Here is a 25684-nt window from a genome sequence, read left to right as displayed (position 1 = left end):
GGAGCATGACGAAGTTCCTGCTCATCCAGCATCACACCGCCATGGGTACGTGGGCACCCGCCGACGTGCAGCGCCACTACGACTATCAGCGGGATCTCGACGACGAGCTCGACCGGGCGGGGGAGCTGGTGGAGAGCCAGGGGCTGGCCGGGGACTCCCATCTGGTCGCCGGTGACGGGGTGGCGGGTGTGCTGCCCGCGCTCTCGGGGTTCCGGATCGTCGACGTCGAGACGGAGGACCGTGCGCTCCGGATAGCGGCGCGAGCGTCGGCGGCGCCGGGTCCGGGCGGCGCACCGCTGGCGTCACCGATCGATGTGCGTCGGTTGCTGACCCCGTGAGAGCGCTTTCTCGCCGAAACCGGTTCCGGGCGGGTGATCCCGCTCTGTCGCACGAGAAAGCGCTCTCTGACGGGTGAACCTTTCGTCATCCTTAAGTTGGTCGATGTCTGCTTGACCACGTCCCATTCGCCACGATTAAGTTCGGCACTGTTAAGTCCCTTTCCGGTTCCCCGCCCCCACAGGGAGTCCGTAGTGCCGAGATCCCCCCGCCGTGTGCTGCTCGCGACCGGCACCGTCGTCCTCGCCGTCCTGGCGACGGTCGGCGTGCGCTTCGCCGCGAGCGCCGACACGGTCGTCCCCGCCCGGACCACCGCGGCCGCCGCCGTCTTCAGCCACCCCGGTGTCCTGCTCAGCCGCCCCCAGCTGGACTTCGTCAAGGGCCGGGTCGCCGCCAAGGCGCAGCCCTGGACCGCCGCCTACAACCAGATGATGGCCAGCAGGTACGCCTCACTGACGCGGACACCGAAGCCGCGCGCGACCGTCGAGTGCGGCTCCTACTCCAATCCGAACAACGGGTGCACCGACGAGCGTGAGGACGCCATCGCGGCGTACACCGACGCGCTGGCCTGGTACATCACCGGGAACGCCGCGTACGCGACCAAGGCGATCGCGCTGATGGACGCCTGGTCGGCCACGATCAAGAACCACACCAACAGCAACGCGCCGCTGCAGACGGCGTGGGCCGGTTCGGTCTGGCCGCGCGCCGCGGAGATCATCAAGCACACGTACACGAGCTGGCCCAACCAGGGGCGCTTCGCCACCATGCTGCGCACGGTCTACCTGCCCGTGGTCATCCCCGGCAGCGGCAGCAACGGCAACTGGGAGCTGTCGATGATGGAGGCCGCCGTCGGCATCTCCGTCTTCCTCGACGACCGGGCCAGTTACGACCGCGCGATCGCCCGATTCAAGCTGCGTGCCGCCTCGTACATCTACGTGACCGCGGACGGCTCGCAGCCGAAGTACCCGCCGGCCGGTGGCATCGACACCCGCGCCGAGCTGATCAGCTTCTGGCAGGGCCAGAGCACCTTCGTCGACGGGCTCTCCCAGGAGACCTGCCGCGACTTCGTCCACACCGGGTACGGCCTCTCCGCGATCGCGCACGTCGCCGAGACCACTCGCATCCAGGGCGGCGACCTCTACCCCGAGCTGCAGGACCGGCTGCGGCACTCGTTCGGGCTGCACACCAAGTTCGAGAACGGTACGGCCGTGCCCTCGACCATCTGCGGCGGCAGCGTCACCAAGGGCCTCGGCCCGATCAGTGAGGTCGCCTTCAACGCCCTGCACAACCGTCTCGGCATCGCGATGGCCAACACCGAGACCTACACGAACGCCAAGCGGCCGCAGGGCAGCAACAACCTGTTCGTCGCGTGGGAGACGCTCACCCACGCCGCCAACCCCGCCTGATCCCCACCCCCGTCCCCCAGAAGGATCTCTATGAATCGGCGCACCCTCGCCGTGCTCGTGACCACCGCGGTGGTCGGCGTGCTCGGCGTCGTCGGAGTCACCAACGCCATGGCGGCCACCACCGGCTCCGTGGTCAGCACCGCCAACGGCAAATGCCTCGACGTGACCGACGGCTCGACCGCGAACGGCAACCTCCCCCAGATGTGGTCCTGCGCGAGCGGGCCCAACCAGACCTGGACCTACGGCGACGACAAGTCGCTCAAGGGCCTGGGCAAGTGCCTCGACGTCGTCAACGGCGCCACCACCGACGGCGCCACCGTGCACCTCTGGGACTGCTTCGCCGGGCTGACCAGCCAGCAGTGGACGTACACGGCCGGCAAGGACCTGGTCAACGTCAAGGCGAACAAGTGCCTCGACATCAAGGACAACAACCTCGCCGACGGCGCGAAGCTCCAGCTCTGGACCTGCGGCGGCGGCGCCAACCAGAAGTGGACGGTCAACGGTGCCTCGACGCCCCCGACCACCCCGCCGGTGACCCCGACGACCGTGCCGCCGGGCAGCGGCAACCCCGACCTCGGCCCGAACGTGTCGATCTTCGACCCGTCGATGTCGCAGTCGACCATCCAGAACCGCCTCAACACCGTCTTCAACCAGCAGGTCCAGAACCAGTTCGGCAACCAGCGGTACGCCCTGCTGTTCAAGCCGGGCTCGTACAACGTCGACGCCAACGTCGGCTTCTTCACACAGGTCGCCGGGCTGGGCCTGGTCCCCGACGCCGTCAACATCAACGGTGCCGTGCACGCCGAGGCCGACTGGTGGCCGGACGGCTCCCAGAACGCCACGCAGAACTTCTGGCGTGCGGCCGAGGGCCTCTCGGTGACCCCGAACGGCGGCCTCGACCGCTGGGCCGTCTCACAGGCCGCGCCGTACCGCCGCATGCACGTGCGCGGCAACCTGGCGCTCTCCGACGGCGGCTGGTCCTCCGGCGGCTGGATGTCCGACACCAAGATCGACGGCCAGATCCAGTCCGGGTCGCAGCAGCAGTGGATCACCCGTAACTCGCAGATGGGCTCCTGGTCGGGCTCGAACTGGAACCAGGTCTTCGTCGGGTCCCCGGGCTCGCCGGGCAACAGCTTCCCGAACCCGCCCTACACGACCATCGCCCAGACGCCGAAGGTCGCCGAGAAGCCGTACCTGTACGTCGACAACAGCGGCAACTACCAGGTCTTCGTGCCCGCCGTGCGGAACAACTCGAGCGGCACCACCTGGTCGAACGGCACCCCGGCCGGCTCGTCGCTGCCGATCAGCTCGTTCTTCGTCGTCAAGCCGGGCGAGACCGCCGCGAACATCAACGCCGCCCTCGCCTCCGGCAAGAACCTGCTCGTCACGCCGGGTGTCTACAACCTCAACCAGACGCTCAACGTGACCCGCGCCGGCACGGTCGTGCTCGGCCTGGGCCTGGCCACCTTCGTCCCGCAGAACGGCATCACAGCGATGACCGTCGCCGACGTCGACGGCGTCCGGGTCGCCGGTGTCCTGTTCGACGCCGGTACGACCAACTCGCCGGTGCTCATGGAGGTCGGCCCGACCGGCTCGTCCGCCGACCACTCCGCCAACCCGACGGTGCTGTCCGACGTGTTCTTCCGCATCGGCGGCGCGATCGCCGGCAAGGCCTCGGTGTCCCTGCGCATCAACAGCGACGACGTCATCGGCGACCACGCCTGGATCTGGCGCGCCGACCACGGCAACGGCGGCACGGTCGGCTGGAACGTCAACACCGCGGCGAACGGCCTGATCGTCAACGGCGACGACGTCACCTTCTACGGCCTCTTCGTCGAGCACTACCAGCAGTACCAGACCATCTGGAACGGCGAGAACGGGCGCACGTACTTCTACCAGAACGAGATGCCCTACGACCCGCCGAACCAGGCCGCGTACATGAACGGGTCGACGCAGGGGTGGGCGGCGTACAAGGTCGCCGACTCGGTGAACAACCACCAGGCCTGGGGCCTCGGCTCCTACGCCTACTTCAACGTCAACCCCGGTGTGGTCAACGCCCGCGCCTTCGAGGTCCCCGCCAAGTCCGGCGTCCAGTTCCGCAACATGGTCACCGTCTCCCTCGGCGGTGTCGGCACGATCTCCCACGTCATCAACAACACGGGCGCCGCCGTCAACAGCGGCCACCAGGTGACCAGCATCGTCAGCGGTCCCTGACCTTCCCGGTACGCGCACAGCAACGGCCCGCCCCCACACCGGGGCGGGCCGTTCCGCGTGCTCAGCGAGTGCGCGCCGCAGTGGTTCTCCCGGGAGACCGACACGTCGACTGAACTGAGCCGGCTCAGGAAGGGTCGTCACGCCCCACGAGTGGGCAGAGCTCGAGCGGCGCCGAGCGGCCGAACCTGGTGGGCGGCTGCTGCGAGGGCTGCCGAGGGCCGGTGACTACGTGTCGTAGTCCGGAGAACGTTGCGATGAGGTGTTCCGGGCGGTGACGGGTGTGATGAGGTGGCGGGTGCGGGGTGTGCCGATGATGTGCGCGAAGGCGGCGTCCTCGATGGCCTGGTCCTCGGCGGTGAGGCGCCCGTCGTGCTGGAGCTGGTGTTCCCGCCAGGTCGGCACCTGGAATTGCTCGGTGAACAGGTCGGGGTGTTCACCGACCCGGTACAGCTCCCAGCGCGAGGCGCCGCTGCGCAGCCGTGAGCGGCGCATCGCTGCCATGGCCGCCAGGAACGGCGCCTCCTGATCGGGGGCGACCTGGTACTCGATGGACACCACGATGGGCCCGGCGTCCGGCTTCGGCTCGTGGGCCACCGGCGGCGGGATCCAGTAGGACAGCGCGGAGCGGTCCAGGTGCTGATTGTCGGGTACGGGCGACGTCAGGGCGCCGATCGCGCTGAGACCGGCCAGGGCCGCGGCGGCGAACATGGCCGTGTCCAGGCCGAGGTGCTGGGTGATCTGCCCCCAGACCGGGGAGAAGACGGCCTGGGTACCGAGGAAGACCATCAGGTAGATGGCGATGGCCCGGGCGCGTACCCAGCCGGGCAGGAACAGTTGCAGTTCGGAGATGACGGTCGACACGGTGGCGGTCCAGCCGAAGCCGCACACGACCAGCAGCGGCGCCGCGGCCCACAGGCTGGAGGTCAGGGCGAGCGCGCCGAAGGTCAGGCCGAAGGCGATCGCGGCCAGTGCGAGTACCGCGTTGGACGACAGGTGCTGGGTGATGCGGCCCAGACCGAGGGCGCCGGCCACCGCGCCGAGGCCGAGGGCGGCGAACAGCAGACCGTAGCCGTTGGCGCCGAGTCCGAGCTGCCGGCTGGCGATCAGGGGCAGGAGGGCCCAGACGGCACAGGCGGGAGCCAGGAAACCGGCGAAGCGCACCAGGGTCCGCCGGACGACCGGCTCGTGCCGGACGTACCGGCCGCCGGCGCGCAAGGCCGGGAGGAACGGTTCCCGCTCGCCGCGGTTCACGCGGGGCCGGCGCCATGCCAGCAGCACGAGGGTCAGGATCCCGGCCGCCGCGGCCGTGATGGCGAACACCGGCGGGACACCCCAGCGGGCGATGACGACACCGGCCAGGGCCGGGCCGGCGGCCCGGGCCACGTTGACGCTGATCATGTCGAGCCGGGTGGCCGCGGCGAGTTCGGCACGGGGCACCAGCTCGGTGATCAGGGCCTGCCAGGTGGGCGACAGCAGGGCCTGCCCGGCGCCGATGGCGAAGGTGAACGTGAGTAGCAGGGCCGGGGGCATCGACCCGGCGGCGGTCAGGACGGCGAGCAGAATCGCCACAGCGACGAAATAGATCTGGACGCCGAACATCAGCGCGCGGCGGTCGAACGCGTCGGCGAGCACGCCGGCGGGCAGGGCGAGGAGCATCATCGGCAGCGTGGTGGCCGTCTGCACCAGCGTCACGATGGTCGCCGCGTGCGGGTCGTCGACGAACAGCCATTGCGCGCCGACCGTCTGAGCCCACAGGCCGACGCTGCTGACCACGACGCCGAGCCAGAGCCAGAAGAACGCGCGGTGCCGGAACGGCGCCCACGGTGAGACCGCCACGGTCATGCTGGCGCCGATGAGTGGTGCAGCCGGTAGGGCCGGCCCGGGGCGAGGACGTGGATGCGCCGCGGGTTCTCGACCAGGTCGTACAGGTCCTGCGGGTTGCCGTTGAAGGGTGGGAAGTCGGGTGCGTCGACCGATCCCCAGTGATGCAGCAGCAGTGGCGTGCCGGGGTAGGCGTTGGCCATCCTCACGGCACCGGCCAGACCGAAGTGCCAGTCGCTGTCGGAGAAGTCGAACAGCAGGGCGTCGGGTGCGGGCCGGGTGAGGTGGTGCTCGGGGACGAGGCGGGAGTCGCCGGGTGCCCAGATGACGCCGTCGGGTGTGGTGATCCAGAAACCGCAGGCGTCCTCGGGCCGGAAGACGCGGGTGGCGGCGCCGGGAGACTCGTTCTGCCAAGCGTGATCCGCCGGCGTCACCTGCACGCGTACCGCTCCGACGGTGAAGTGGTCGCCGATATCGTGACCGTGCGCGGGCAGACCGTGCTCCGTCATCAGGCCGGCGACGTACCGGGTGGACTGGTGGGCGTCGGTGACCTTGGCGAGGTCCCGGCAGGTCGGGACGCTGTAGTGGTCATTGTCGCTGTGGGTGACCAGGACGGCATCCAGGTGCGGCACCTCGGCGGCGGCGACCGGCATCTCGATCATGACCGGCATGTCGAACCCGCCCAGCACGGGGTCGATCATCATGGTCGTGCCGCGGCTGTTGATCAGGAAGCCGGCCATGCCGAGCCAGCGCAGGATCGTGTCGTCGGAGGGCGCGAACGCGTCGGCGCCGAAAGGCTGCGTGGGTGGGGCTTTGGCCTGCTGCGGCATGGGTCTGCTCCTCGGGGATGACTGGATCGGTTACTTGCCGACCAGGGACATGTGCTGCTCGTTGTAACGGTTGCCCTGCACCCCGATGCGGGCGGCGAGTTCGTCGAGGTCGGCGAGTTCGTCGGCAGACAGCGGTACCTCGGTGGCGGCGGCGTTCTCCTCGATCCGTTCCAGGCGGCGGGTGCCGGGGATGGGGACGATCGAAGGATGCTGGGCGAGCAACCAGGCCAGGGCGATCTGCCCGGGCGTGGCGTCCTTGGCTCGAGCCAGACCGGTGATGTGCTCGACCAGTGCTTGGTTGGCGGCGCGGTTGTCGCCGTTGAACCGCGGGATGGTTGCGCGGATGTCGCCGGCGGTGAACTCGGTGGCGTTGGTGACAGTGCCGGTGAGGAAGCCCTTGCCGAGCGGGCTGAACGGCACGAATCCGATGCCCAGCTGCGCGCACGTCGGTAGCACTTCGGGTTCGGGGTCGCGGGTCCACAGCGAGTACTCGCTCTGCACCGCGGTCACCGGGTGCACGGCGTGAGCGCGGCGGATCGTTTCCGCGGCGGCTTCGGAGAGGCCGAAGTGGCGAACCTTGCCGGCCTTCACAAGTTCGCCGACGGTGCCGGCGACGTCCTCGATCGGCACGTCGGGGTCGACGCGGTGCTGGTAGAACAGGTCGAGCGTGTCCACCCGCAACCGGCGCAGCGACGCGTCGGCGACCCGCTTGATCTGCTCGGGCCGGCTGTCGAGCCCGACCGATGTGCCGCCTTCGATGCGCCACCCGAACTTCGTGGCGATCACGAGTTGGTCGCGGAGCGGGGCGAGGGCCTCGCCGACGAGTTCTTCGTTGACGTACGGGCCGTACACCTCGGCGGTGTCGAAGAAGGTGACGCCGCGTTCGGCCGCGCCGCGCAGCACATCGATCATGGCGTCGCGGTCGCCGGGGTTGGGTCCGTAGCTCTGGGACATGCCCATGGCGCCCAGGCCGACGGCCGAGACCCGCAGGCCCTGGCCGAGAAGTCGCGTGTGCATCGTTCAGTTCTCCTCGGCGGCGACGGTGGCGTGCTGGGTGATCCGGGCGCCGAGGTGTTCGGCAGTGGAGGACTCGGACGGGTGTGGCGGGTGGGCGTTGCTGTTCATGCCATCCACAAGAACACCCTGGCCGCCGGTGTGGCAGGACTTGTTGAAGGGGGTACTGGCAGGTCCTCCATACCGCTCGGTATGCGACGTAACGTGAAGGACATGGACCATCGGCGCCAGATCCAGGACTTCCTGTCGTCACGCCGGGCGCGGATCAGCCCGGAGTCGGTGGGCCTGCCGGTGGCCGGCCGCAAGCGGCGGGTACCGGGGCTGCGCCGCGAGGAGGTTGCCAGCCTGGCCGGGGTCAGCGTGGACTACTACGTCCGGCTTGAACGCGGTGCCCTGATCGCGGCCTCGGACACCGTCATCGAAGCCATCGCCCGTGCGTTGCACCTCGACGCCGTGGAGCGCGCCCACCTGTTCGACCTGGCGCGAGCAGGGCGGCGACCGTCGTCGGCCCGGCCTCGCCGCGCCACTCCCGCCACCGTGGCGGCGCCCGTGCAGGCGGTGCTCGACGCACTGGTCGGCGCGCCCGCGCTGGTCCGCAACCCGATCCTCGACGTGATCACCATGAACGACCTCGGCCGTGCCCTGTACAGCGAACTGCACAGTGACCCGGACCGGCCGGCCAACCTCGCCCGGTTCACCTTCCTGGACCCGCGGGCTCGCAACTTCTGGGTCGACTGGGATCAGGTCGCCGATGACTTCGTCGGACACCTGCAGGCCGCCGCCGGCACCGATCCGGACGACCCGGCCCTGACCCAGCTGATCGGGGAGCTCTCCACCCGCAGTGAGCAGTTCCGCCGCATGTGGGCACGCCACGACGTACGCGCCCACCCCCGCGGCGTCAAACGGGTACGCCACCCCGCGGTCGGCGTTCTGGACCTGCGCTACGAAGTCATGCAGCTCAGCGCGGAACCCGGCCTCACTTTTGTCGCCTACACCACCGAGCCGGGCACGCCCTCACACGACAACCTCTCCCTGCTGGCCGCCTGGACCGCCACCCAGCAGCGCGACGCCGAGCTCTCCGATACGGTGAAAACGCACCCGCATCGACGCGAGCGACGCACTGGCATGCGCGAATAGAGATCGACTACCAGGTCACCCCACGGCGGACATCGACACGGCACGCTGAGGGCTCGCGCAGCTCGGTAAAGACCCGTTGACTGAACTGAGCCGGTTCGGGAAGATCGGAACGTGTTTCCTGGCATCCTCTACCTCTGAGCGAAGCGGTCCTCATCTGACGCAGCGGCTCACGCCGCGCGTCCAGCTGCCATGCCCTTCGAACAGAGAGTCGAGTGCTCCAGTCATGTCTTCGCTCATCGGCACCGTCACCTTGAACACCTTGGATCCGTCCGATCCACAGCTTTCCGATCTTGAACCGCTCCGAGAAGCGCTGGCCGGCGCCCATGTCGTCGGGGTCGGCGAGGGTGCTCACTTCGTCGAGGAGTTCACTCTCGCCCGCGCCCGCCTGGTGCGATACCTCGTGGAAGAGTGCGGCTTCACCACCCTGGCGCTCGAATGCGGCCACGCCGAAGCCGCCGCCATCAATCCGTGGCTGGCGGGAGAAGGTGACGACGACGGCCTGCCGCAGCTTGTCGGGCCTCTGACCGTAGGCGTGTTCGGGCAGCTGCTGCGCTGGCTCCGCGACTACAACCGGAGCCGTCCGAAGCCACTCCAGGTCAACGGTGTAGACCTGCCCAACACGCTGACCTTGAACTCGGATCTCGCGCGGGTCGATGCCTACTTGGCCGGCGTCGATCCGTCAGCCGCCGCCGTGCTGAAGGACATCTTGCCCTCGGCCGGACACATCACCGGCAGCTCAGCCGTCATATCCGCACCCCAGTGGGGCGCCCTCGGCACCGCTGAACAGGACGCCCTCACCGCCGGCCTCGCCCGGTTGTTCCTACGGCTGCAAGCCATGGGACCGCTCTACATCGAACAATCAGGCATCGACGCCTACACAACCGCACGCCGGCATCTCAGCGCAGCTGTTCACACCGATTACCAACTGCGCGCCATGAACGCCCTCTTTGCGGGTGGCGGCGCTCCTTGCGACCCGTCGCTCCGTGAGCACTACATGGCGGCATCCGTGGAGGACCTCGTCGCTACGACCGTGGACGCCCGCATCATCGTCATAGCGCACAACAATCACATTCAGAAGACCACCGTGGTCTTCGACGGCGAACTCACAGCCCTGCCCATGGGCTACTACCTCGCCCGCAACCTGGGTAAGGGATACCGCAGCATCGCTCTGACCCATACGGGAAGGCACGTGCCGGAGATGGCCTTCCCCGCCGAGAAGTCACCGGTGGGTTTCACCCTGGAAGACGTCGGCCTGCCCACGCCCCCGGACGGGAGCATCGAGAAGGCTCTGGTGAACGCGGGCCTCGGCACATCGATCACCCTGACCGACCTCCACGTCTCCACGTCACCGTTCAGCCATGTCCGCTCACAGAGCGCCGTGATGGACACCGATCTGAGCCGAGCTTTTGACGTGGTTCTGTCCAGCCCGGCCGCAACGCGCGACAACACAGTCAGCTTCTGACGGTTGCGCCGGCGGCGGGTCGCGTGACCCGCCGCCGGCGACCTCGCGCACTCAGGCCTTGGCGTTGTAGCGGCGGCGGGCCCACAGGTAGCCGCCGAGGGCGATGGCCGCGCACCAGGCGATCGAGGCCCAGAGGTTGCCGCCGACGGGCGTACCGGTCAGGAGGGCTCGGATCGTCTCCATGATCGGGGTGAAGGGCTGGTATTCGGCGAACTGCCGCAGGCCCGGCGCCATGGAATCGGTGGGGACAAAACCGCTGCCGAGGAACGGGAGCAGGGTCAGGGGGAGGGGGGTGTTGCTGGCCTCCTCGACCGTCTTGGCGACCAGGCCGAGCGCGGTGGCCAGCCAGGTCAGGGCGAAGGTGGCCATGGCGAGCACCCCGGCGATGCCGAGCCAGGCGAGCGGGCCCGCTGACGGGCGGAAGCCGACGGCGAGGGCGACTCCGAGCACGATGAGCAGGCTGATGAAGGTCTGGATCAGCGAGCCGAGGACGTGCCCGGTCAGCACCGAGGCGCGGGCGATGGCCATCGTGCGGAAGCGGGCCACGATGCCCTCGGTCATGTCCATCGCCACCGAAATCGCGGTGCCGGTGGCCGCGCCGCCGACGGTCATCATCAGGACGCCGGGTACGACGTAGGCGAGGTACTCGCTGCGGCCGCCGCCCAGGCCGGCGCCGAGCGTGCCGCCGAAGACGTAGACGAAGAGCAACAGGAAGATCACCGGCATGCCGGCGAGCATCACGGTCAGGGCCGGATATCGGAGCATGTGGCGCAGGTTGCGGCGCAGCATCGTGTTCGAGTCGCGGACGGTCAGGGCGAGCGTGGTCATGACGCGGGCTCCTTCTCGGTGAGGGCCAGGAAGACGTCGTCGAGGTCCGGGGTGTGCACTGTCAGCGAGTCGACCTCGACCCGCGCGTCGTCCAGGGTGGCGAACAGCGCCCGCAGGGACCGCACGCTGCCGTCACCGGGGACGTCCAGGGTCAGCTGGTCGGCGTCGACCTCGGTGACGTCCAGGGCGGTGGCGGCGAGCCGCAGCGCCTGCACCTCGGCGAACCGGAGCGTGACGTGACCGCCGGGGACCAGCTGCTTGAGCTGCTCGGCGGTGCCCTCGGCGACGATCCGGCCGCCGTCGAGCACCGCGATCTTGTCGGCCAGCTGGTCGGCCTCCTCCAGGTACTGCGTGGTGAGGAAGATCGTGACGCCGCCCGCGACCAGACTGCGGACCGTCTGCCACATGGCCTGCCGGCTGCGCGGGTCGAGACCGGTGGTCGGCTCGTCCAGGAAGACGATCCGCGGGTCACCGACCAAACCCATGGCGATGTCGAGGCGCCGCTTCATGCCGCCCGAGTAGGCCGCCACCTGCTTGCCCGCGGCGTCGACCAGGTCGAACTGCACCAGCAGCTCGTCCGCGCGACGCCGTCCGGCCCGCCGGCCCAGGTGGTGCAGGTCGGCCATGAGCAGGAGGTTCTCGCGCCCGGTCAGCAGGGCGTCGACGGCGGAGAACTGACCGGTGACCCCGATCGCCGCCCGGACCGCGTCCGGCTCGGTCGCCGGGTCGTGCCCGCCGACGCGGATCTCACCCGCGTCGGCGCTCTTCAGCGTGGTCAGGATCTGTACGGCGGTGGTCTTGCCGGCGCCGTTCGGCCCCAGCAGGGCGAAGACCGAGCCGGCCGGGACGTCGAGGTCGATGCCGTCGAGAACGGTGTGGTCGCCGTACGCCTTGCGCAGGCCGGTCGCGGTGATCATCAGTTCTCCCCGGCGGGTGCGCGGTGCACGACGATGTTGCCGAACGAGGTGCGGGCGTTGATCTCGACACTCGGGGCGCCGGCCTCGGGCGCACCCGTCGACTCGAGCTCGTTGAGCACCTTGCCGAACTGCGTGTGCAGGTCGAGGTAGGCGGACGTGCCCACGGCGATGCCGACCTCGAGACTCCCGGCGGCCGTCCGCAGGCTGACCGCGCCGCGGTGCACGGCGCCGATCCGGACGCTGCCGTTGGCCGTCGCGGCGTCGACACCGGCGCGCGCCTGACCGACGACGATGTCGCCGTTGGAGTTCTTGGCGCGCAGGTCGCCACCGACCGCGCCGAGGCGGGTCTCGCCGTTGGAGTTCTTGACCACGGCGCCGCCGGTGATGTCGCCGACACTGATCAGGCCCGTGGCCGTCTTCAGGTCGGCGGTCCCGTCCACGGATGACGCCACAATGGCACCACCTGACGTCGTCACGGCCAGCGCACCCGTACGGTCGAGGCGGACGTCGCCCGTAGCGGTCTTGATCCGGGTGTCGCCCAGCGTCCCGGTGCAGTGGAAGGCGGCGACCGCGGCGTCACCGCGCAGCGTGGAGCCGGTGGGCAGCGAGACCTCGACGTCGACCGAGCCGGTCTTGCCGAACAGCCCGATCCCGCCACGCAGCGTCTTGGGGGTCTTGACCAGGAGCCGGCCGTCGCTGAACTCGACTCGGGTCTGCTCGGCGGTCCGGACGTCCGCCTCGGTGCCGGGGTTGCTCGGGCGGACCTCGACGACGGTCCGAGCCTGGTCGCCGGCGGTCACCCGGGCGTCACCGACAACCAGCTCGAGGGTCGCTTCGATCGGGCGGGGAGTCTCAAAAGTAGGCACGGTCTTGTCCTTTCGGGGGTGCACGGAAGAGGGGTGGTCAGCGGGCCCAGCCGGTGTAGCGCTGCCCGCCGACCGGTGCGCGCGTGGTGCGGGTCTGACCGCCGGTCTGCACCGCCGTGGTGGCCGCCCGGACCAGCCAGGCGTTCACCGAGAGCCCGTCACGGCCGGCGGCCTCCTCGATCCGCGACTTGAGCTGGTCGGAGAGCCGGAAGTTGATGCGGGAGACGGCGGTGTCGGCGTCCGGCTCCACGGGCTCGGCCGCCGGGGGAGCCGCTTCGAACGTGGCCTGCTCGGCCGGCGGCGGGGTGACCACGAAGCCCGGCGAGCCGCCCCGCAGGCGGACCTCGACCGAACCGGGTGCCAGGTCCTGGGTGATCTCGTCGGCGGCGGCGGAGAGGGCGTCGAGCATGGCAAGCCGGAAGGCCGACTCGAGGGGTGCGGTGAGCCGGTCGGCGAGGGCGCGGGCCTCGGGGCCACCGAGCTCGGCGGCCCCGGCCAGCTCCTCGCGGAGCCGTTCGACATAAGCGGTGAGGTCCATGACGTCATCATGGCATCAGTATGGCGCCATTGCAACACCGCGTGGTGCCACGGATTAGAAAGATCGCCCCCGGGTACCCGGGTAGGAGTGCAAGACGACTTCTCGAAGCAGGTGGCCGGCCTGCCGTTACCCGGCTCGGGACAGACAGCTGAACGCTGGTGGCGCCTGGCGTCGCTCGGACGTGACGACCTGGTCCTGGCGCGGCTGGCCGAAGGCCACGCCGACGCCACCGCCATCCGCGCCGAGCTGAAGGACGAGCCGTCCGCCGACCCCGACAGCGAACGCTGGGGAGTCTGGGCGGCGGTTCCCTCGTCGCTCGAGGCCCGGCGGACCGAGGATGGTGCCTGGTCGGTGAGCGGCGACCGCCCATGGTGCTCAGGCGCCGGCTCGTGCACCCACGCGCTGGTCACCGCGGTCGCCGAGGACGGCGTACGCCTCTTCGCCGTCGAGGTCCGCGAACCGGCGGCGACACCGCTGGACGACACCTGGCCCGCGGTCGGGATGGCCGGCAGCGACAGCCGCACCGTCCGCTTCGCCGACTGCCCCGCCCGCCCCGTCGGTGGTCCCGGCGACTACGTGGGGCGACCCGGCTTCTGGCACGGCGGCGTCGGTGTCGCGGCCTGCTGGTACGGCGGCGCGACCGGGGTCGCGGACACCCTGCTGGCGGCGGCCCGCACGCGTGACCTGAACCCGCATGCTCTCGCTCACCTGGGCGCGGTCGACGGGCTGCTGCACACGGCCAGGCTGGCGCTGCGTGACGCCGCCGAGCGCATCGACGCCGAACCGTCTGCCGACGCCCAGCAGCTGGCCGTCCGGGTCCGGACCGTCGTCGACAGCGTTGCGACGCAGGTCCTCGACCACGTCGGCCGTGCGCTCGGCGCCGGCCCGCTCTGCCAGGACGCCGCCCACGCGCGCCGGGTCGCGGACCTCACCGTCTATCTGCGCCAAAGTCACGCCGAGGCCGACCTGGCCCAGCTCGGCACGTTGCTGAAGGAGAACCCGCCCGCATGGTGACCGCGATCGAAGGCACCGGAACCGACGACACCCGCTGGCGTACCTGGCCGGCGGTGACCGGCTGGCCGGCGCTGACCCTCGACCCACCGTCCCCGCCGCTGGTGGTGGCCCCGCACCCGGACGACGAGGTCCTCGGTGTGGGCGGCCTGCTGGCGCTGCTGCCCGGCGCCGAGGTGGTGGCCGTGACCGACGGGGAGGCTTCGCACCCGGGCTCCACGGTCCACACGCAAGCGGAGCTGGCCGCGCTGCGGCGGGCGGAGACCGCCGAGGCGCTGCACCGGCTGGGGCTGCCCCGCACGGCTGTCCGGCACCTCGGCCAGCCCGACGGCGGCATCGACGAGCAGGCCCTCACCGCGATCCTGAGCGAGCTGCTGACGCCGGACCGGTGGTGCCTGGCGACGTGGCGCGGCGACGGACATCCCGATCACGAGGCCGTCGGCCGGGCTGCCGCGGCCGCCTGCGCGGCGACCGGCGCGCGCCTCATCGAGTATCCGATCTGGACCTGGCACTGGGCGGAGCCGGACGACGAGCGAGTCCCGTGGAACCGGGCCCGGCGCGTCGACCTGCCGCCGGATGTCCTGGAGGCGAAGCAGGAGGCGATCCTGGCCTTTCCGAGCCAGATCTGGGACCTGGGCCCGGATCCGGCCGACGCCGCGATCCTTCCGCCACACGTGCTGGCCCGGTTCCGCCGCCCGTTCGAGGTGGTGTTCGCATGAGCACGCCGGTCAGCTACTTCGAGCAGATGTACGCGGACAACCCGGACCCGTGGAGCTTCGAGACCCGCTGGTACGACACCCGGAAACACGACCTGACCGTCGCCGCGCTGCCCCGCCGCCGGTACCGGTCGGCGTTCGAGCCGGGCTGCTCGACGGGCCGGCTCACCCACCGTCTCGCCGCGCGGTGCGACGCCCTGCTGGCCGTCGATGCGGTGCCCTCCGCGGTAGCGACGACGGCGGACCGCCTGAAGGACCAGCCGCATGTCATGGTGGCCGAGGCGCAGCTGCCCGAGGGCTGGCCGGACGGCACCTTCGACCTGATCGTCCTCTCCGAGCTCGGTTACTACTTCGACGATGCCGACCTCGACCGGCTGCTCGAGCGGGCCACGGCCTCGCTGGAGCCGGGCGGCGACCTGGTCGCGGTCCACTGGCGGCGGCCCGTCGCGGAGCACGCCCGCCCGGGTGACGAGGTGCACGCGCTGCTGGCCGGGATCACCGGTCTGACCCGGACCGTCCGGCACGTCGAGGACGACTTCCGGCTCGAGGTCTTCTCCCGGACTCCGCCGGGTGCGCTCTCCGTGGCTCAACGCGAGGGCCTGTGCTGAAACGTCTGGCCGTCGTCGTACCCGCGCACAACGAGGAAGGTCTGCTGCCGGACTGTCTCGAGGCGATCGAGGCCGCCGCGGGCCGCTTCGAGGGCCGGACCGAGGTGGTCGTCGCCGCCGACGACTGCGACGACGGCACGGCGACCGTCGCGGAAGCCGCCGGTGCCGAGGTCGTCAGGCTGGCGGCGCGTCGTGTCGGCGCCGCCCGGGCGGCCGGGTTCGCTCATGCGCTCCGGCACGGCACCGACGGGCTGTGGCTGGCGACCACCGACGCGGACAGCCTCGTGGCGCCGGACTGGTTGCTGTGGCACGCCGGGCACGCTGCCCGGGGCACGGAGGTCCTCGTCGGCACGGTCGGGGTCGACGACTGGACCCCCTGGCCGGTGACGGTCCGGGACGCCTACGAACGGCACTACCGGGCCGCGCTGAGGCACGTGCACGGGGCGAACCTCGGGTGTGATGCCCGGGCGTACCTCCGGCTGGGCGGGTTCGCGGCGGTGCCCCACGACGAGGACGTCGACTTCGTCAGGCGGGCCGTCGCCGGCAAGCTTCGTGTGCGCTACGACGCCGGCAGCCCGGTGATCACCAGCTCCCGGCGGCATGCGCGGGCCCCCTCCGGATTTGCCGCCCACCTCGCGGACCTGGCCGACGAAGTGTCACTGCGGTGACAGCGGTTCCGTGCCGCGGCGCAGACGGGCATCGCGGATCAGCGGGAACGCCCACACCGCGACCACCGATGCGGCGAGGACAGCACTGAGGCTGTTCCACCGGCCGTGCAGGACGAGCGCCAGCAGGTAGGTGGTGGCGAGAAGGCTGCGGATGACCGGTGCCGTGCGCATGTCTGATCCCTCCTGGAACGACGGTGGGTCCTGCACCCGCATGCCCGTCCGGGTGGCCCCGCGAGGCCATCGGGCGGCCCGGCCGGGTCAAGACCTGCGCTTGCGCGGTAGCTGCACCTCCACCGCCACCCCGTGTGGTGACAGCGCGCGGGCGCGGACGGTGCCGCCCTGCGCCGCGGTGAGCTGCCGGACCATCCACAGGCCCAGCCCCTTGGTGCCCTCCGGAGGGCCGGGCCGGCGCAACGCCCGCAGCAGGTCGGCGGTCAGGGCGCCCTCGTCGGCGACGGTCAGCCGCAGTCTGCGCATCCGCACGGCCCCCTGCAGGCGGATCCGCCCGGGGGAGTACGCGGCGGCGTTGGTCAGCAGGTTGAGCAGGATCTGCCGGGTCCGACGGGCGGGGACGGGCCAGTTGCCGGCGGCCCGGCTGACAGCCACCGTGAGCCGGTCGGCCGGCACCGCGACGGCCACGGAGTGCAGGATCCGGTGCAGCGGCGCGGGTTCGTCCACCGGCCCGGCAAGTCCGGAGGCGGCCGCCGCGGCCTGCATCAGGACCGCCTGGGCGTGGGATGCGTGCTCGGCGGCGAGCCGGGCCAGCTCGCCCCGGCGTACCTCGGACGGCTGGTCCTGCAGGGCCCGCATCAGCGACGTCAGGGTGGCGACCGGCGGGCGGAGCTCGTGACAGACACTGCGCAGCACCAGCAGGGCCGGATCGGGTGGGGTTTCGCGCCTCAGCAGACGCATGACCGGTTCCGGCCCGGGCAAGCGCACCCCATGCAGAAGGACATCCGGGTTGCGGTGGTCGACGACCACCCGCTGTTCGTTCGCGGGCTCGAGCTGCTCCTGCCCGAGGCCAGTGACGGCCGTGCCTCCGTCGTGGCGGCGACCGGGGACGCGGCGTCGGCGGCGAGCCTCGTCCGGCGTACCGTCCCGGACCTCGTTCTTGTCGATCTCCACATGCCCGCACCCGGGGGAGTCCGGGCGATCGCCGCGATCCGGCGGTCCACACCCCGGACCCGGATCGTCGCGATGTCCGGCGACGACGACGCGGCCTCGGCGCTGGCGGCACTGCGGGCCGGTGCGGAAGGGTTCCTGCCGAAGAGCACCGAGGTCGCCGACGTGCTGCAACCGCTGCTGTCCGTTCTGGACGGCTGGGCGGTGCTCCCGGCCGACCTGCTCGGCGCGTTGCTCGGTCCCGGTCGTGAGCAGCCCGCCCCGGTGGATCTCGACGAGTCCGAACGGCAACTGCTGCAGCTGATCGCGGCCGGGGACACCACGACCGAGATCTCCCTGCACCTGCACGTCTCGGAGCGCACCGTCAAGCGGCAGACGGCGACGCTGCTGCGCAAGCTGCGGGTGTCGAGCCGGACGGAAGCCGCGGCGCTGGCCGGCCGGGCGGGGATGCTCTGAGGCGTCGGCATGACGCGCGGATTCCCGTCGATGTCGTCATCAAACGGCGAAAGTCCTGACGATCAGGAAGACGTTCAGCGCCACGATCAGCGCCGCGACCACGGAGGCGACCACGGTGGTCGAGCGCCGGTTGACCTGGTCGCCGAGGATGTCGCGGCGGCGGGTGAGCCACACGAGCGGGATCAGGGCGAAGGGAACGCCGAACGAGAGCACCACCTGCGACCAGACCAGAGCCGCCGTCGGGTCCACGCCGATCAGGAGGATCAGCATCGCCGGGGCCATGGTCAGCAGACGCCGGAGGGTGAGCGGGATGCTGCGCCCGATGAAGCCCTGCATCACGACCTGCCCGGCGTACGTGCCGACGCTGGAGGAGGCAAAACCCGAGGCGAGCAACGCAACCGCGAAGGCCAGCGCCGCGTACCGGTCGAGGCTGACACCCAGGCCCGCGTGGATGCCCTCGAGGGTGTCGGTGCCAGGGATGCCGGAGCCGAAGAACAGCCGGGCGGCGATCAGCAGCATGGCCAGGTTGACCAGGCCCGCCACACCGAGCGCGACCAGGGTGTCGATCCGCTGGCAGCGCAGGGCCAGCCGCCGCTCCGCCGGATCCGCGGTCGCCGCGGACCGCGTCTTGGTCAGCGCCGAGTGCAGGTAGATGACGTGCGGCATGACCGTCGCACCCAGGATGCCGGTGGCCAGCAGCAAGCTGTCCACCCCGGCGAACGACGGCACCATGCCGGCCGCCACCCCGGCCGCGTCCGCGCCCGAGCGCCATGCGGTGTAGAGGAAGCCGAGCAGGATGACACCGAGCAGACCGGCGATCACGGTCTCGAACCGCCGCACGCCCCGCTGCTGCAGCCCCAGCAGCGCGAACGCCACGACGCAGGTGATCAGCCCGCCGACCGGCAGCGGTACGCCGAAGAGCAGGTACAGGGCGAGCGCCCCACCGATGATCTCCGCGAGGTCGGTCGCCATCGCGACGAGCTCGGCCTGCACCCAGAGTCCCCGCGAGACCGGCCGCGGCAGGTGCTCGCGGCACAGCTCGGCCAGGTCGCGCCCGGTCACGAGCCCGAGCTTGGCCGACAGCGACTGGATGAGCATCGCCATGAGGTTCGCCGCGACGATCACCCAGACGAGCTGATAGCCGAAGGTCGCGCCGCCGGTGAAGTTGGTGGCGAAGTTCCCCGGATCCGCGTAGGCGATGGCGGCGACGAACGCCGGGCCGAACCACGGCGCCACGCGCGCCACGCGGCGGCGCAGCGGGAGCATCAGCTGAGCTGCGGAATCGAGGACGACCATGGCTCGCGCAGTTCCCCCGCAAGCGTCACCCGCGGGCCAGCGGCTGGCCCCGGCGGGACACGATTCAACCGGACCTTCACCGGCCTGTCGGCGCTGGCCGCCTCGCCGCCGCGGCCCGATCATCCGGCTCCGCGGGTCCCGCGGCTGGAGGAGCTCAACCTCGAGCAGGCGATGAGCCCGCGTGATGCCTTCTTCGCGCGGACCGAGCAGGTCGCGGATCCGGACGGGCGGATCTCGGCCGAGATGATCAGCCCGTACCCGCCCGGCGTGCCGGCGATCCTGCCCGGCGAGCGCTACACCCCGGCGGTGGTCGACTACCTGCGCGCCGGACTCGCCGCGGGGATGATCCTGCCGGACGCGGCGGACCCGAAGCTCGAGACCTTCCGGGTCGTCGCCCGGGACTGAACCACCAGGAGGGCGAGAGCCAGCTCGGCGAGGTCACCGCCGTAGTACATCAGCGTCGCCCCGGCCTGCCGGTCCGCCTCCGTGGCCGGTACGTGGACGAGTGCGCCCGCGTACAGCAGCTGGGAGAGGCCGGCGTGCACGGCGATCGCCACGCCCAGCAGGATCAGGCGGGCGGGCACGGAGGGCCGGTGCGGGGCCGGGTCACTGCCGGCGACCACCCACGCGAAGAGGAACCCCGACAGGACGAAGTGGACGGTCGTCGCGTCGTGCAGGGCGGGATCGGCGAGGCTGTGGGCGTACAGGGGGGTCAGGTAGAGGAGGGCGAGGCCGCCGGCCGTGAGTGTCAGGGCGCAGAGCGGGTGACTGACGAGGCGGACCGGCCGGCTCCGCAGGAGGCCGGACAGGCGGCGCGCCGCCGGGAGCGGCAGGGCGTTGAGCAGCAGGGTGACCGGGGCGCCCAGGACCAGCCCGATCGGGGCGACCATGGCGACGAGCAGATGCTGGGCGGCGTGGCCGGTGAAATCGTGGACCGGCAGCGCCAGGCCGAGGACCAGCGTGGCGCACCCCAGCATGAAGGCCGCCGCACGCCACGGCGGCCACCGGGGCACACGCAGGCTCGACCACTCGTAGAGAACCGCGGCGACGACCGGCAGCAGCGCCGCCCCGCTGCCGGCGGCGTGCCCGGTCACCGGGCCGCGGCGGTGCGCTGGACGGCCCAGCCGGCGACCATCAGAACAACGCCGAGGAGCAGGAAGCCGAGATCCCACCACAGCTGGTGCGGACCGGTCCGGACGTGGTGGATGCCGAGGATCTGGTGGTCGATCAGACCTTCTACCAGGTTGAACACGCCCCACCCGGCCAGGGCCCAGCCCCACAACGCCCGCGACGTCCAGGGCGGGCGCCGGTCCCGGCCGAGGCGCGAGTAGAGCAGCCCGATGCCGGCGAGCACGAAGAGCCAGGTGACCACGTGGAACAGCCCGTCCCACAGGGTGTTCATCCGTAGACCGTGCACAGTGTCCGCAGGGTAGAACGGGACGCCGATGCGGTCGGAGTCGGTGCTGGTCAACAGGTGGTGCCACTGCAGGATCTGGTGCAGCAGGATGCCGTCGACAAAGCCGCCCAGTCCCACGCCGAGCAGCAGGCCGGGAGCGCGCAGAGGGTTCGTCATGGCCGGCGCGTACCCGCACCGGGCCGTTTCATGTTCGCCGCGGCCCTGCGGGGCCGGACGCAGGCCCGGCCGGGCCAGGGGCACGGGTAGTGCATCGGCGTGCCCGTTCCGCCCCGATGGAGGTTCTGATGTTCAAGCACGTCGATTACCTGCAGTTCCAGGCGAAGCCGGAGAAGCCGGACGCCCTGCTGGCCCGCAAGATGCAGGAACTCGTGGGTGGCCAGTTCGGTGAGATGACCGTGATGATGCAGTACCTGTGGCAGGGCTGGTCGTGCCGTGTGCCCGGCAAGTACAAGGACATGATCATGGACATCGCGACCGAGGAGATCGGTCACGTCGAGATGCTCACCACGATGCTCGCCCGCCTCCTCGAAGGTGCCCCCGGCGAGGCGACCGAGAAGGCCGCGGCCGCCAACCCATTGCTCGCGGCCGTCCTCGGCGGCATGAGCCCGCAGCACGCCATCGTCAGCGGCGGCAGCGCCCTGCCCCGTGACTCGGAGGGCACGCCGTGGAACACCGGCTACATCGCCGCCAGCGGCAACCTGCTGACCGACTTCCGCTCCAACGTGGCGGCCGAGGCGCAGAGCCGGCTGATGACAAGCCGGGTCTACAACATGACCGACGACCGTGGTGTCAAGGACATGCTGCAGTTCAACCTGGCCCGCGACACCTACCACCAGCAGCAGTGGCTGCTGGGCATCGAGCAGCTCATCGAGGACGGGTTCGTCGAGCACGGCATCGAGAACTCCAACGGCGAGGACGAGAAGGACTTCGCCAACCACACGTTCTACAGCTTCGACCCGGAGAGCAAGGCCGGTGAGGGCCGCTGGGCGCGGGGCCCGGCCCTGATCGGCAAGGAAGAGATCGAGTACGTCCCGGACGCCGTGCCGCTCACCGACGACAAGCCGCTCGGACCCGCCCCGGACCCCAAGCTGTACGTCACGTACGCCGGCGACATGGGCAAGGGCAAGCCGGGCACCGGCGCCGGCGCCCACGCCCAGGGCGTGGCGAACGTGGTCAACAAGATCAAGGGTGCCCTCGACTGATCACCCCGGCACAACAGGAAACCGGGTCGCCCATCGGCGACCCGGTTTCCTGTTGTCTCCCCGGCCCGACACCGCCGACGTGGCACTGACCAAGCGTCCTGTCGGCCGCCACTCGCATCCATGGCTGGCTGGGCCTTGGGGGAGGCGAGCTGCGGGTGATTGCTCTCAGGAAGACTTCGCCGGTCCTGGCCGGGTCCTCGGCACCAGACGCCTGGCGCTCGTCGCCGGCTGAATCTCCGAAGCCGCCCGCCCGCCGCCGGGTGCTCCCCGGGTTCAGCTCAGCTCACCGTTTCGCGGCCCTGGTCATCGACGGCGCAGGGAGCGGGCCGGCTCGGTCGACGGAGCGTGGGCGGAAAGCACGAGGACCTCCTGGGTGATGCGGAGCTTTGGACAAGCTCCACCTCACCCGGAGGTCCTCATGCGTGTTCGTGGGCGGAACGAACACCTACCGCGTGACGCGCTTGGGGGTGGTCAGGAAACCGAGCGCGATCATGCCGATGCCCAGGAACAGGTGCAGCCAGTCGTCCGCCGCGTTCAGCGGGACGAAGTTGGCGGCGCTGTCCTGACCGACGACCAGGCCGTACAGCCACAGGACCAGGTAGATGGCACCGCCGCCGATCAGGTACGACCGGGCGCCGGAGACTGTGCGGGCCAGGGCGAAGCCTGCCAGGCCGAAGAGCAGGTGGACGATGTTGTGCAGGATCGACACCTGGAAGACGCCCAGGAGTTTCGCCTCGGAGTGGTGCCCGGCGAAGCTCATGCTGCTGTAGTCCGTCGTGATGCCGGGGATGAACCCGAGCACCCCGACGAGGAGGAACACTCCCGCGACCACGAGGGCGGTCGTCTGCACGAGGGAACGCGCCGGAGTGACACCCGCCGATGCTCTGCTGACCATTGAATCCTCACTTCCCTAGGAGGCAAGGCGGATTCCCAGGGCGATTCTCCGCAAACGTCGGTCGGCGGCCCTGGGTTCAGGGAAGATTCCAGCCCTGGTCGCGACCGCCGGTGCAGGCGGCGACGCGGACCCCGGTGCCCGAGCGGGTGCCGGTGGACGGATCGGTCAGACAGCCGCCCGTGGCGACGTTGACCAGCGAGCCGTCCCTGCTGCGCCACTGGGCGGGTGTCCGGCCGTCGCACCCCACGATGTGGACGGTGGAGTCCCCGGCCGCGAAGGCGCACATGTTCAGGACGCGCAGCGTGCCGTCCGTGGCGAGCGTCCAGATCTGCGCGACGCTGCTGTTGCAGTCGTAGACCTGGACGTGGTTGCCGTCGAACGGGACACCGCCGTTGAGGTCGAGGCACAGGCCCCCGTCGCCGCGGATGGTGCCGACCTTGGAGGTGTTCGGCGGCACCAGGGCCGCCGGCGGTGCGGTCCGGGCGGGGGTGGTGGTGGCGCCCGGACTTGTCGTCCTGGACGGCGCCGACGACGGCGACGCCGTACTCGGGCTTGTCGAGGTCGGAGCCGGGCTGCTCGGGGCCCGGGTGCGCGGCGCCGTGGTGACGGGCACGGGACCGGCCGGGGCGGTGCCGGGTGTCACTGCCGGCGCGGAGGACGGCAACGGCGGCAGGGGCACGTCGGCGGGCAGGGCGCGCGGGGGAGCGGGCTCCGGCCACCAGGCGACGATCAGGCCGGTGCCGCCGGCCACGATCAGCGCGATCACGACGGCCAGCACCAGCATCGGGCGCCGCCACAGCGCGGGCGCGGGGGCCGCGTGGCTGACGGGGGCGATCGGTGCCGTGACGTCGGCCGGCGGCGGTCCGGGTTCCGCGGGCGGGGCCGCCTCGGGCCAGGTCTCCGCCGAGGCCCCACCCAGGTACGGGCGCACCAGCAGCGGATCGTTGTCGTCGTCCGGCACCGTGTCACCCCCGTCGTTGATCGACCTGCACCGTACCCGGTTGCCGGCCGGTAGCGATGTTCTGTACCCCGTTGTAAGCCCTGTGACCTGCGGAAACAGGTGTGACTCGGACCACCCGAACGGCCAGGGTGTGCGCTCCGTTACGGCGTTCCGTTCCGGTGCGTCCATTCCCTACCGTTTTGATACCCGGCGCAAATTGGGCATCCGGGACCTTTCGAAGGGTTGCCGAATGCGGTTCCGCTCCCGCCTGCTCGCCGCCGGTCTGGCCGGTCTCCTCCTGTCCGGGAGTGTCGTAGCTCCGGCGGTCGCCCGCGAACGAGCGGATGCGACCACCAGCACCGCCGAGGCCCGGCGGGTCGGCAGCGTGCGTACGCCCGACCTGCACTGGTACGCCTGCTACGGCTGGGCCCAGTGCGCGACGGCGAAGGTGCCGCTCGACTACGACCACCCGTACGGCACGCAGACGACGGTCGCGCTGCTGCGGGTGAAGGCGAAGGACCAGAAGAACCGGATCGGGAGCCTGTTCGTGAACCCCGGTGGCCCGGGCGGCTCCGCGACCACGATGGCCCTGGCGGCGCCGTTCTTCCTGAGCGCCTCGCTGCTGCAGCGTTTCGACATCGTCGGCATGGACCCGCGCGGCATCGGCGCCAGTGACAACGTCGCCTGTTTCGCCGACACGGGCAAGCAGACCGCTGCTCTCAAGGGCATGAACGTCGCCTTCCCGGTCACCGCGAAGGAGACCAAGGCGTACCTGAACGGTGCGAGGAAGCTCGCCACGGGCTGCTCGACCACCGGGCGCAGTCTGGCCGGCGCGATGAGCACGGCCGAGGTCGCCCGCGACATGGACGTGATGCGCCGTGCCGTCGGTGACAAGAAGCTGACCTACCTCGGCTTCAGCTACGGCACCGCCCTCGGCCAGTACTACGCGAACATGTTCCCGGACCGGTTCCGTGCCCTGGCCGTCGACGGTGTCATCAACCCCCGCTCGTGGGTCGGTTCCGAGGCGTCGAAGAACGTCATCCAGGACGAGCGGCTGCACTCGGCGGACGGGGCGTACAAGGCGCTGATCCGGGTGCTGAAGCTCTGCGACAAGGCCGGGGAGACCCGGTGCGCGTTCGCGGCCGGAGACCCGGTGCAGCGGTACGCCACCCTCGCGGGCCGGCTCAAGGCGAGACCGGTCACCGTCGACGGTTTCAAGATCACGTACGCGGAGTTCGTCGGCCTGACCCTCGACGCGCTCTACGGCGTGGACGCGGGCGCCGACGTCACCATGCTGGCCGCCGAGCTGTGGAAGCTCACGTCGACCCCGAAGGCCGCCACCGCGAGCAGTGTCACCGGGCGCGCGTTCCCGTACGACAACTCGTCCGACGCGTACGCCGCGGTCATGTGCACCGACGGCCTGCACCCCGGCAAGGCCGCCAACTGGCCCGCGAAGGCTGCGCGCGCCGACAAGCGGGCACCGTACTTCGGGCGGCTGTGGGCCTGGCAGAGCGTGCAGTGCGCCCGCGACATCTGGAAGGTCCGCGACGAGGACGCCTACACCGGGCCGTTCACCAAGCGCACCAGGAACACCGTGCTGGTCGTCGGCAGCTACTGGGACCCGGCCACGAACTACTACGAGGCCGTCTCGTCGGCGGCGAAGCTGCCCAACAGCCGCCTGCTGAGCAGCGACAACTTCGGCCACACCGCGTACGGGACGTCGACGTGCGCGACCCGCGCGATGGACCACTACCTGCTCTACAAGGCGCTCCCGGCCCGCGGCACCGTGTGCAAGGGCGAGCAGCCCTTCATGCACAAGCTCTCGGACGGCACCAAGGAGGCGGCACCGGGTCTGGACCTGGCGACGGCCACCAAGGCGGAGATCGTCGCCGAGGGCCTGCCCGCCGAGGGTGAGCCCCAGCTCCTCCCGCCCGTCGGCCGCTTCTAGCCGGTACACGAGGGCGCCCGCTCGGGCGCCCTCGTG

The 25684-nt window shown here is 70.8% G+C and carries 27 protein-coding genes; 13 read left to right on the top strand and 14 right to left on the bottom strand.

All coding sequences use genetic code 11. The features are described from left to right. Nucleotides 1–5: 5 nt before the first annotated feature. The 3 genes from AFR_RS22265 (at nt 6) to AFR_RS22255 (ending at nt 3956) form a co-directional block, all read left to right on the top strand. Complete coding sequence (locus tag AFR_RS22265; protein ID WP_023363063.1) at nt 6–338, top strand: YciI family protein; 333 nt, start codon at nt 6–8, stop codon at nt 336–338. Nucleotides 339–530: 192 nt separating this feature from the next. Continuing rightward, a complete protein-coding gene (locus tag AFR_RS22260; protein WP_041841049.1) occupies nt 531–1742 on the top strand; it encodes an alginate lyase family protein in 1212 nt (403 codons plus the stop codon). Nucleotides 1743–1772: 30 nt separating this feature from the next. Continuing rightward, entirely contained in the window at nt 1773–3956 is a 2184-nt protein-coding gene (locus AFR_RS22255) for an RICIN domain-containing protein (RefSeq protein ID WP_023363061.1), read from the top strand. A 225-nt stretch (nt 3957–4181) separates the two neighbouring features. Here AFR_RS22255 and AFR_RS22250 read toward each other — a convergent pair whose 3' ends face one another. The 3 genes from AFR_RS22250 to AFR_RS22240 are packed head-to-tail and all read right to left on the bottom strand — an operon-like array spanning nt 4182 to nt 7624. Further along, nucleotides 4182–5798: an MFS transporter gene (locus AFR_RS22250; RefSeq protein WP_023363060.1), complete on the bottom strand. Its 1617-nt coding sequence runs from the start codon at nt 5796–5798 to the stop codon at nt 4182–4184. Next, entirely contained in the window at nt 5795–6607 is an 813-nt protein-coding gene (locus AFR_RS22245) for an MBL fold metallo-hydrolase (protein WP_023363059.1), read from the bottom strand. The genes AFR_RS22250 and AFR_RS22245 overlap by 4 nt, the downstream gene beginning before the upstream one ends. Nucleotides 6608–6637: 30 nt before the next feature. Then, nucleotides 6638–7624, bottom strand: a complete 987-nt coding sequence (locus tag AFR_RS22240; protein WP_023363058.1) for an aldo/keto reductase — start codon at nt 7622–7624, stop codon at nt 6638–6640. Between the two features lie 210 nt (nt 7625–7834). Between AFR_RS22240 and AFR_RS22235 the strand changes: the two genes are divergently transcribed. Beyond that, entirely contained in the window at nt 7835–8758 is a 924-nt protein-coding gene (locus tag AFR_RS22235) for a helix-turn-helix transcriptional regulator (protein WP_023363057.1), read from the top strand. 223 nt (nt 8759–8981) lie between these two features. Beyond that, nucleotides 8982–10220, top strand: coding sequence for an erythromycin esterase family protein (locus tag AFR_RS22230; protein ID WP_023363056.1), 1239 nt, complete (start codon nt 8982–8984; stop codon nt 10218–10220). Between the two features lie 51 nt (nt 10221–10271). Here AFR_RS22230 and AFR_RS22225 read toward each other — a convergent pair whose 3' ends face one another. The 4 genes from AFR_RS22225 to AFR_RS22210 are packed head-to-tail and all read right to left on the bottom strand — an operon-like array spanning nt 10272 to nt 13369. Continuing rightward, complete coding sequence (locus AFR_RS22225) at nt 10272–11048, bottom strand: ABC transporter permease (protein ID WP_023363055.1); 777 nt, start codon at nt 11046–11048, stop codon at nt 10272–10274. Next, nucleotides 11045–11965 (bottom strand): daunorubicin resistance protein DrrA family ABC transporter ATP-binding protein, encoded by a 921-nt coding sequence (locus tag AFR_RS22220; RefSeq protein ID WP_023363054.1) that lies wholly within the window; start codon nt 11963–11965, stop codon nt 11045–11047. Before AFR_RS22220 ends, AFR_RS22225 begins: the two co-directional genes overlap by 4 nt. Continuing rightward, on the bottom strand, nt 11965–12831 hold the full coding sequence (locus AFR_RS22215) for a DUF4097 family beta strand repeat-containing protein (RefSeq protein ID WP_023363053.1): 867 nt from the start codon (nt 12829–12831) through the stop codon (nt 11965–11967). Before AFR_RS22215 ends, AFR_RS22220 begins: the two co-directional genes overlap by 1 nt. Nucleotides 12832–12868: 37 nt before the next feature. Continuing rightward, nucleotides 12869–13369 (bottom strand): hypothetical protein, encoded by a 501-nt coding sequence (locus AFR_RS22210; RefSeq protein ID WP_023363052.1) that lies wholly within the window; start codon nt 13367–13369, stop codon nt 12869–12871. A gap of 87 nt (nt 13370–13456) precedes the next feature. Here AFR_RS22210 and AFR_RS22205 point away from each other — a divergent pair, with 87 nt between their 5' ends. The 4 genes from AFR_RS22205 to AFR_RS22190 are packed head-to-tail and all read left to right on the top strand — an operon-like array spanning nt 13457 to nt 16372. Further along, nucleotides 13457–14383 (top strand): acyl-CoA dehydrogenase family protein, encoded by a 927-nt coding sequence (locus AFR_RS22205; RefSeq protein WP_023363051.1) that lies wholly within the window; start codon nt 13457–13459, stop codon nt 14381–14383. Beyond that, a complete protein-coding gene (locus AFR_RS22200; RefSeq protein ID WP_023363050.1) occupies nt 14377–15099 on the top strand; it encodes a PIG-L deacetylase family protein in 723 nt (240 codons plus the stop codon). Before AFR_RS22205 ends, AFR_RS22200 begins: the two co-directional genes overlap by 7 nt. Next, a complete protein-coding gene (locus AFR_RS22195; RefSeq protein WP_023363049.1) occupies nt 15096–15704 on the top strand; it encodes a class I SAM-dependent DNA methyltransferase in 609 nt (202 codons plus the stop codon). The genes AFR_RS22200 and AFR_RS22195 overlap by 4 nt, the downstream gene beginning before the upstream one ends. After that, on the top strand, nt 15698–16372 hold the full coding sequence (locus AFR_RS22190) for a glycosyltransferase family 2 protein (RefSeq protein WP_023363048.1): 675 nt from the start codon (nt 15698–15700) through the stop codon (nt 16370–16372). The genes AFR_RS22195 and AFR_RS22190 overlap by 7 nt, the downstream gene beginning before the upstream one ends. Here the strand turns inward: AFR_RS22190 and AFR_RS22185 are convergent. Beyond that, nucleotides 16361–16543, bottom strand: coding sequence for a hypothetical protein (locus AFR_RS22185; RefSeq protein ID WP_023363047.1), 183 nt, complete (start codon nt 16541–16543; stop codon nt 16361–16363). The two genes, AFR_RS22190 and AFR_RS22185, sit on opposite strands and share 12 nt — an antisense overlap. An 87-nt stretch (nt 16544–16630) precedes the next feature. Continuing rightward, nucleotides 16631–17284, bottom strand: a complete 654-nt coding sequence (locus AFR_RS22180; protein WP_238547118.1) for a sensor histidine kinase — start codon at nt 17282–17284, stop codon at nt 16631–16633. A gap of 30 nt (nt 17285–17314) precedes the next feature. Here AFR_RS22180 and AFR_RS22175 point away from each other — a divergent pair, with 30 nt between their 5' ends. After that, nucleotides 17315–17950 (top strand): response regulator transcription factor, encoded by a 636-nt coding sequence (locus AFR_RS22175; protein ID WP_041842548.1) that lies wholly within the window; start codon nt 17315–17317, stop codon nt 17948–17950. 39 nt (nt 17951–17989) lie between these two features. Here AFR_RS22175 and AFR_RS22170 read toward each other — a convergent pair whose 3' ends face one another. After that, complete coding sequence (locus AFR_RS22170; RefSeq protein WP_023363044.1) at nt 17990–19246, bottom strand: Nramp family divalent metal transporter; 1257 nt, start codon at nt 19244–19246, stop codon at nt 17990–17992. 171 nt (nt 19247–19417) lie between these two features. On the opposite strand from AFR_RS22170, the gene AFR_RS48460 reads away from it, so the two are divergent. Next, a complete protein-coding gene (locus AFR_RS48460; protein ID WP_084298102.1) occupies nt 19418–19651 on the top strand; it encodes an Orn/Lys/Arg family decarboxylase in 234 nt (77 codons plus the stop codon). Here AFR_RS48460 and AFR_RS22165 read toward each other — a convergent pair. Together AFR_RS22165 and AFR_RS22160 are read right to left on the bottom strand one after the other, a co-directional pair. Next, nucleotides 19561–20340, bottom strand: coding sequence for a cytochrome c oxidase assembly protein (locus tag AFR_RS22165; protein WP_023363042.1), 780 nt, complete (start codon nt 20338–20340; stop codon nt 19561–19563). The two genes, AFR_RS48460 and AFR_RS22165, sit on opposite strands and share 91 nt — an antisense overlap. Continuing rightward, entirely contained in the window at nt 20337–20819 is a 483-nt protein-coding gene (locus AFR_RS22160; protein WP_023363041.1) for a DUF2243 domain-containing protein, read from the bottom strand. Before AFR_RS22160 ends, AFR_RS22165 begins: the two co-directional genes overlap by 4 nt. Before the next feature lie 128 nt (nt 20820–20947). Here AFR_RS22160 and AFR_RS22155 point away from each other — a divergent pair, with 128 nt between their 5' ends. Then, on the top strand, nt 20948–21865 hold the full coding sequence (locus AFR_RS22155) for a manganese catalase (RefSeq protein WP_023363040.1): 918 nt from the start codon (nt 20948–20950) through the stop codon (nt 21863–21865). Between the two features lie 445 nt (nt 21866–22310). Here AFR_RS22155 and AFR_RS22150 read toward each other — a convergent pair whose 3' ends face one another. Both AFR_RS22150 and AFR_RS45200 read right to left on the bottom strand, forming a co-directional pair. Then, complete coding sequence (locus tag AFR_RS22150; RefSeq protein ID WP_023363039.1) at nt 22311–22760, bottom strand: DUF4383 domain-containing protein; 450 nt, start codon at nt 22758–22760, stop codon at nt 22311–22313. Between the two features lie 76 nt (nt 22761–22836). Then, nucleotides 22837–23721, bottom strand: a complete 885-nt coding sequence (locus tag AFR_RS45200; RefSeq protein WP_023363038.1) for a ricin-type beta-trefoil lectin domain protein — start codon at nt 23719–23721, stop codon at nt 22837–22839. Between the two features lie 229 nt (nt 23722–23950). Here AFR_RS45200 and AFR_RS22140 point away from each other — a divergent pair, with 229 nt between their 5' ends. Next, complete coding sequence (locus tag AFR_RS22140; protein WP_023363037.1) at nt 23951–25648, top strand: alpha/beta fold hydrolase; 1698 nt, start codon at nt 23951–23953, stop codon at nt 25646–25648. The last annotated feature ends 36 nt before the right edge of the window (nt 25649–25684 follow it).

Origin of the sequence: Amorphoplanes friuliensis DSM 7358, assembly GCF_000494755.1 — a bacterium.
GTDB lineage: Bacteria > Actinomycetota > Actinomycetes > Mycobacteriales > Micromonosporaceae > Actinoplanes > Actinoplanes friuliensis.
This window is presented reverse-complemented; position numbering and strand designations above follow the sequence as displayed.

Excerpts from the sequence above, each read along its gene's own strand:
- AFR_RS22265 (WP_023363063.1), top strand. The coding sequence starts at position 6 with ATGACGAAGTTCCTGCTCATCCAGCATCACACCGCCATGGGTACGTGG.
- AFR_RS22255 (WP_023363061.1), top strand. The coding sequence starts at position 1,773 with ATGAATCGGCGCACCCTCGCCGTGCTCGTGACCACCGCGGTGGTCGGC.
- AFR_RS22250 (WP_023363060.1), bottom strand. The coding sequence starts at position 5,798 with ATGACCGTGGCGGTCTCACCGTGGGCGCCGTTCCGGCACCGCGCGTTC.
- AFR_RS22245 (WP_023363059.1), bottom strand. The coding sequence starts at position 6,607 with ATGCCGCAGCAGGCCAAAGCCCCACCCACGCAGCCTTTCGGCGCCGAC.
- AFR_RS22240 (WP_023363058.1), bottom strand. The coding sequence starts at position 7,624 with ATGCACACGCGACTTCTCGGCCAGGGCCTGCGGGTCTCGGCCGTCGGC.
- AFR_RS22235 (WP_023363057.1), top strand. The coding sequence starts at position 7,835 with ATGGACCATCGGCGCCAGATCCAGGACTTCCTGTCGTCACGCCGGGCG.
- AFR_RS22230 (WP_023363056.1), top strand. The coding sequence starts at position 8,982 with ATGTCTTCGCTCATCGGCACCGTCACCTTGAACACCTTGGATCCGTCC.
- AFR_RS22225 (WP_023363055.1), bottom strand. The coding sequence starts at position 11,048 with ATGACCACGCTCGCCCTGACCGTCCGCGACTCGAACACGATGCTGCGC.
- AFR_RS22220 (WP_023363054.1), bottom strand. The coding sequence starts at position 11,965 with ATGATCACCGCGACCGGCCTGCGCAAGGCGTACGGCGACCACACCGTT.
- AFR_RS22210 (WP_023363052.1), bottom strand. The coding sequence starts at position 13,369 with ATGGACCTCACCGCTTATGTCGAACGGCTCCGCGAGGAGCTGGCCGGG.
- AFR_RS22200 (WP_023363050.1), top strand. The coding sequence starts at position 14,377 with ATGGTGACCGCGATCGAAGGCACCGGAACCGACGACACCCGCTGGCGT.
- AFR_RS22195 (WP_023363049.1), top strand. The coding sequence starts at position 15,096 with ATGAGCACGCCGGTCAGCTACTTCGAGCAGATGTACGCGGACAACCCG.
- AFR_RS22185 (WP_023363047.1), bottom strand. The coding sequence starts at position 16,543 with ATGCGCACGGCACCGGTCATCCGCAGCCTTCTCGCCACCACCTACCTG.
- AFR_RS22180 (WP_238547118.1), bottom strand. The coding sequence starts at position 17,284 with ATGCGTCTGCTGAGGCGCGAAACCCCACCCGATCCGGCCCTGCTGGTG.
- AFR_RS22175 (WP_041842548.1), top strand. The coding sequence starts at position 17,315 with ATGCAGAAGGACATCCGGGTTGCGGTGGTCGACGACCACCCGCTGTTC.
- AFR_RS22170 (WP_023363044.1), bottom strand. The coding sequence starts at position 19,246 with ATGGTCGTCCTCGATTCCGCAGCTCAGCTGATGCTCCCGCTGCGCCGC.
- AFR_RS48460 (WP_084298102.1), top strand. The coding sequence starts at position 19,418 with ATGAGCCCGCGTGATGCCTTCTTCGCGCGGACCGAGCAGGTCGCGGAT.
- AFR_RS22160 (WP_023363041.1), bottom strand. The coding sequence starts at position 20,819 with ATGACGAACCCTCTGCGCGCTCCCGGCCTGCTGCTCGGCGTGGGACTG.
- AFR_RS22155 (WP_023363040.1), top strand. The coding sequence starts at position 20,948 with ATGTTCAAGCACGTCGATTACCTGCAGTTCCAGGCGAAGCCGGAGAAG.
- AFR_RS22150 (WP_023363039.1), bottom strand. The coding sequence starts at position 22,760 with ATGGTCAGCAGAGCATCGGCGGGTGTCACTCCGGCGCGTTCCCTCGTG.
- AFR_RS22140 (WP_023363037.1), top strand. The coding sequence starts at position 23,951 with ATGCGGTTCCGCTCCCGCCTGCTCGCCGCCGGTCTGGCCGGTCTCCTC.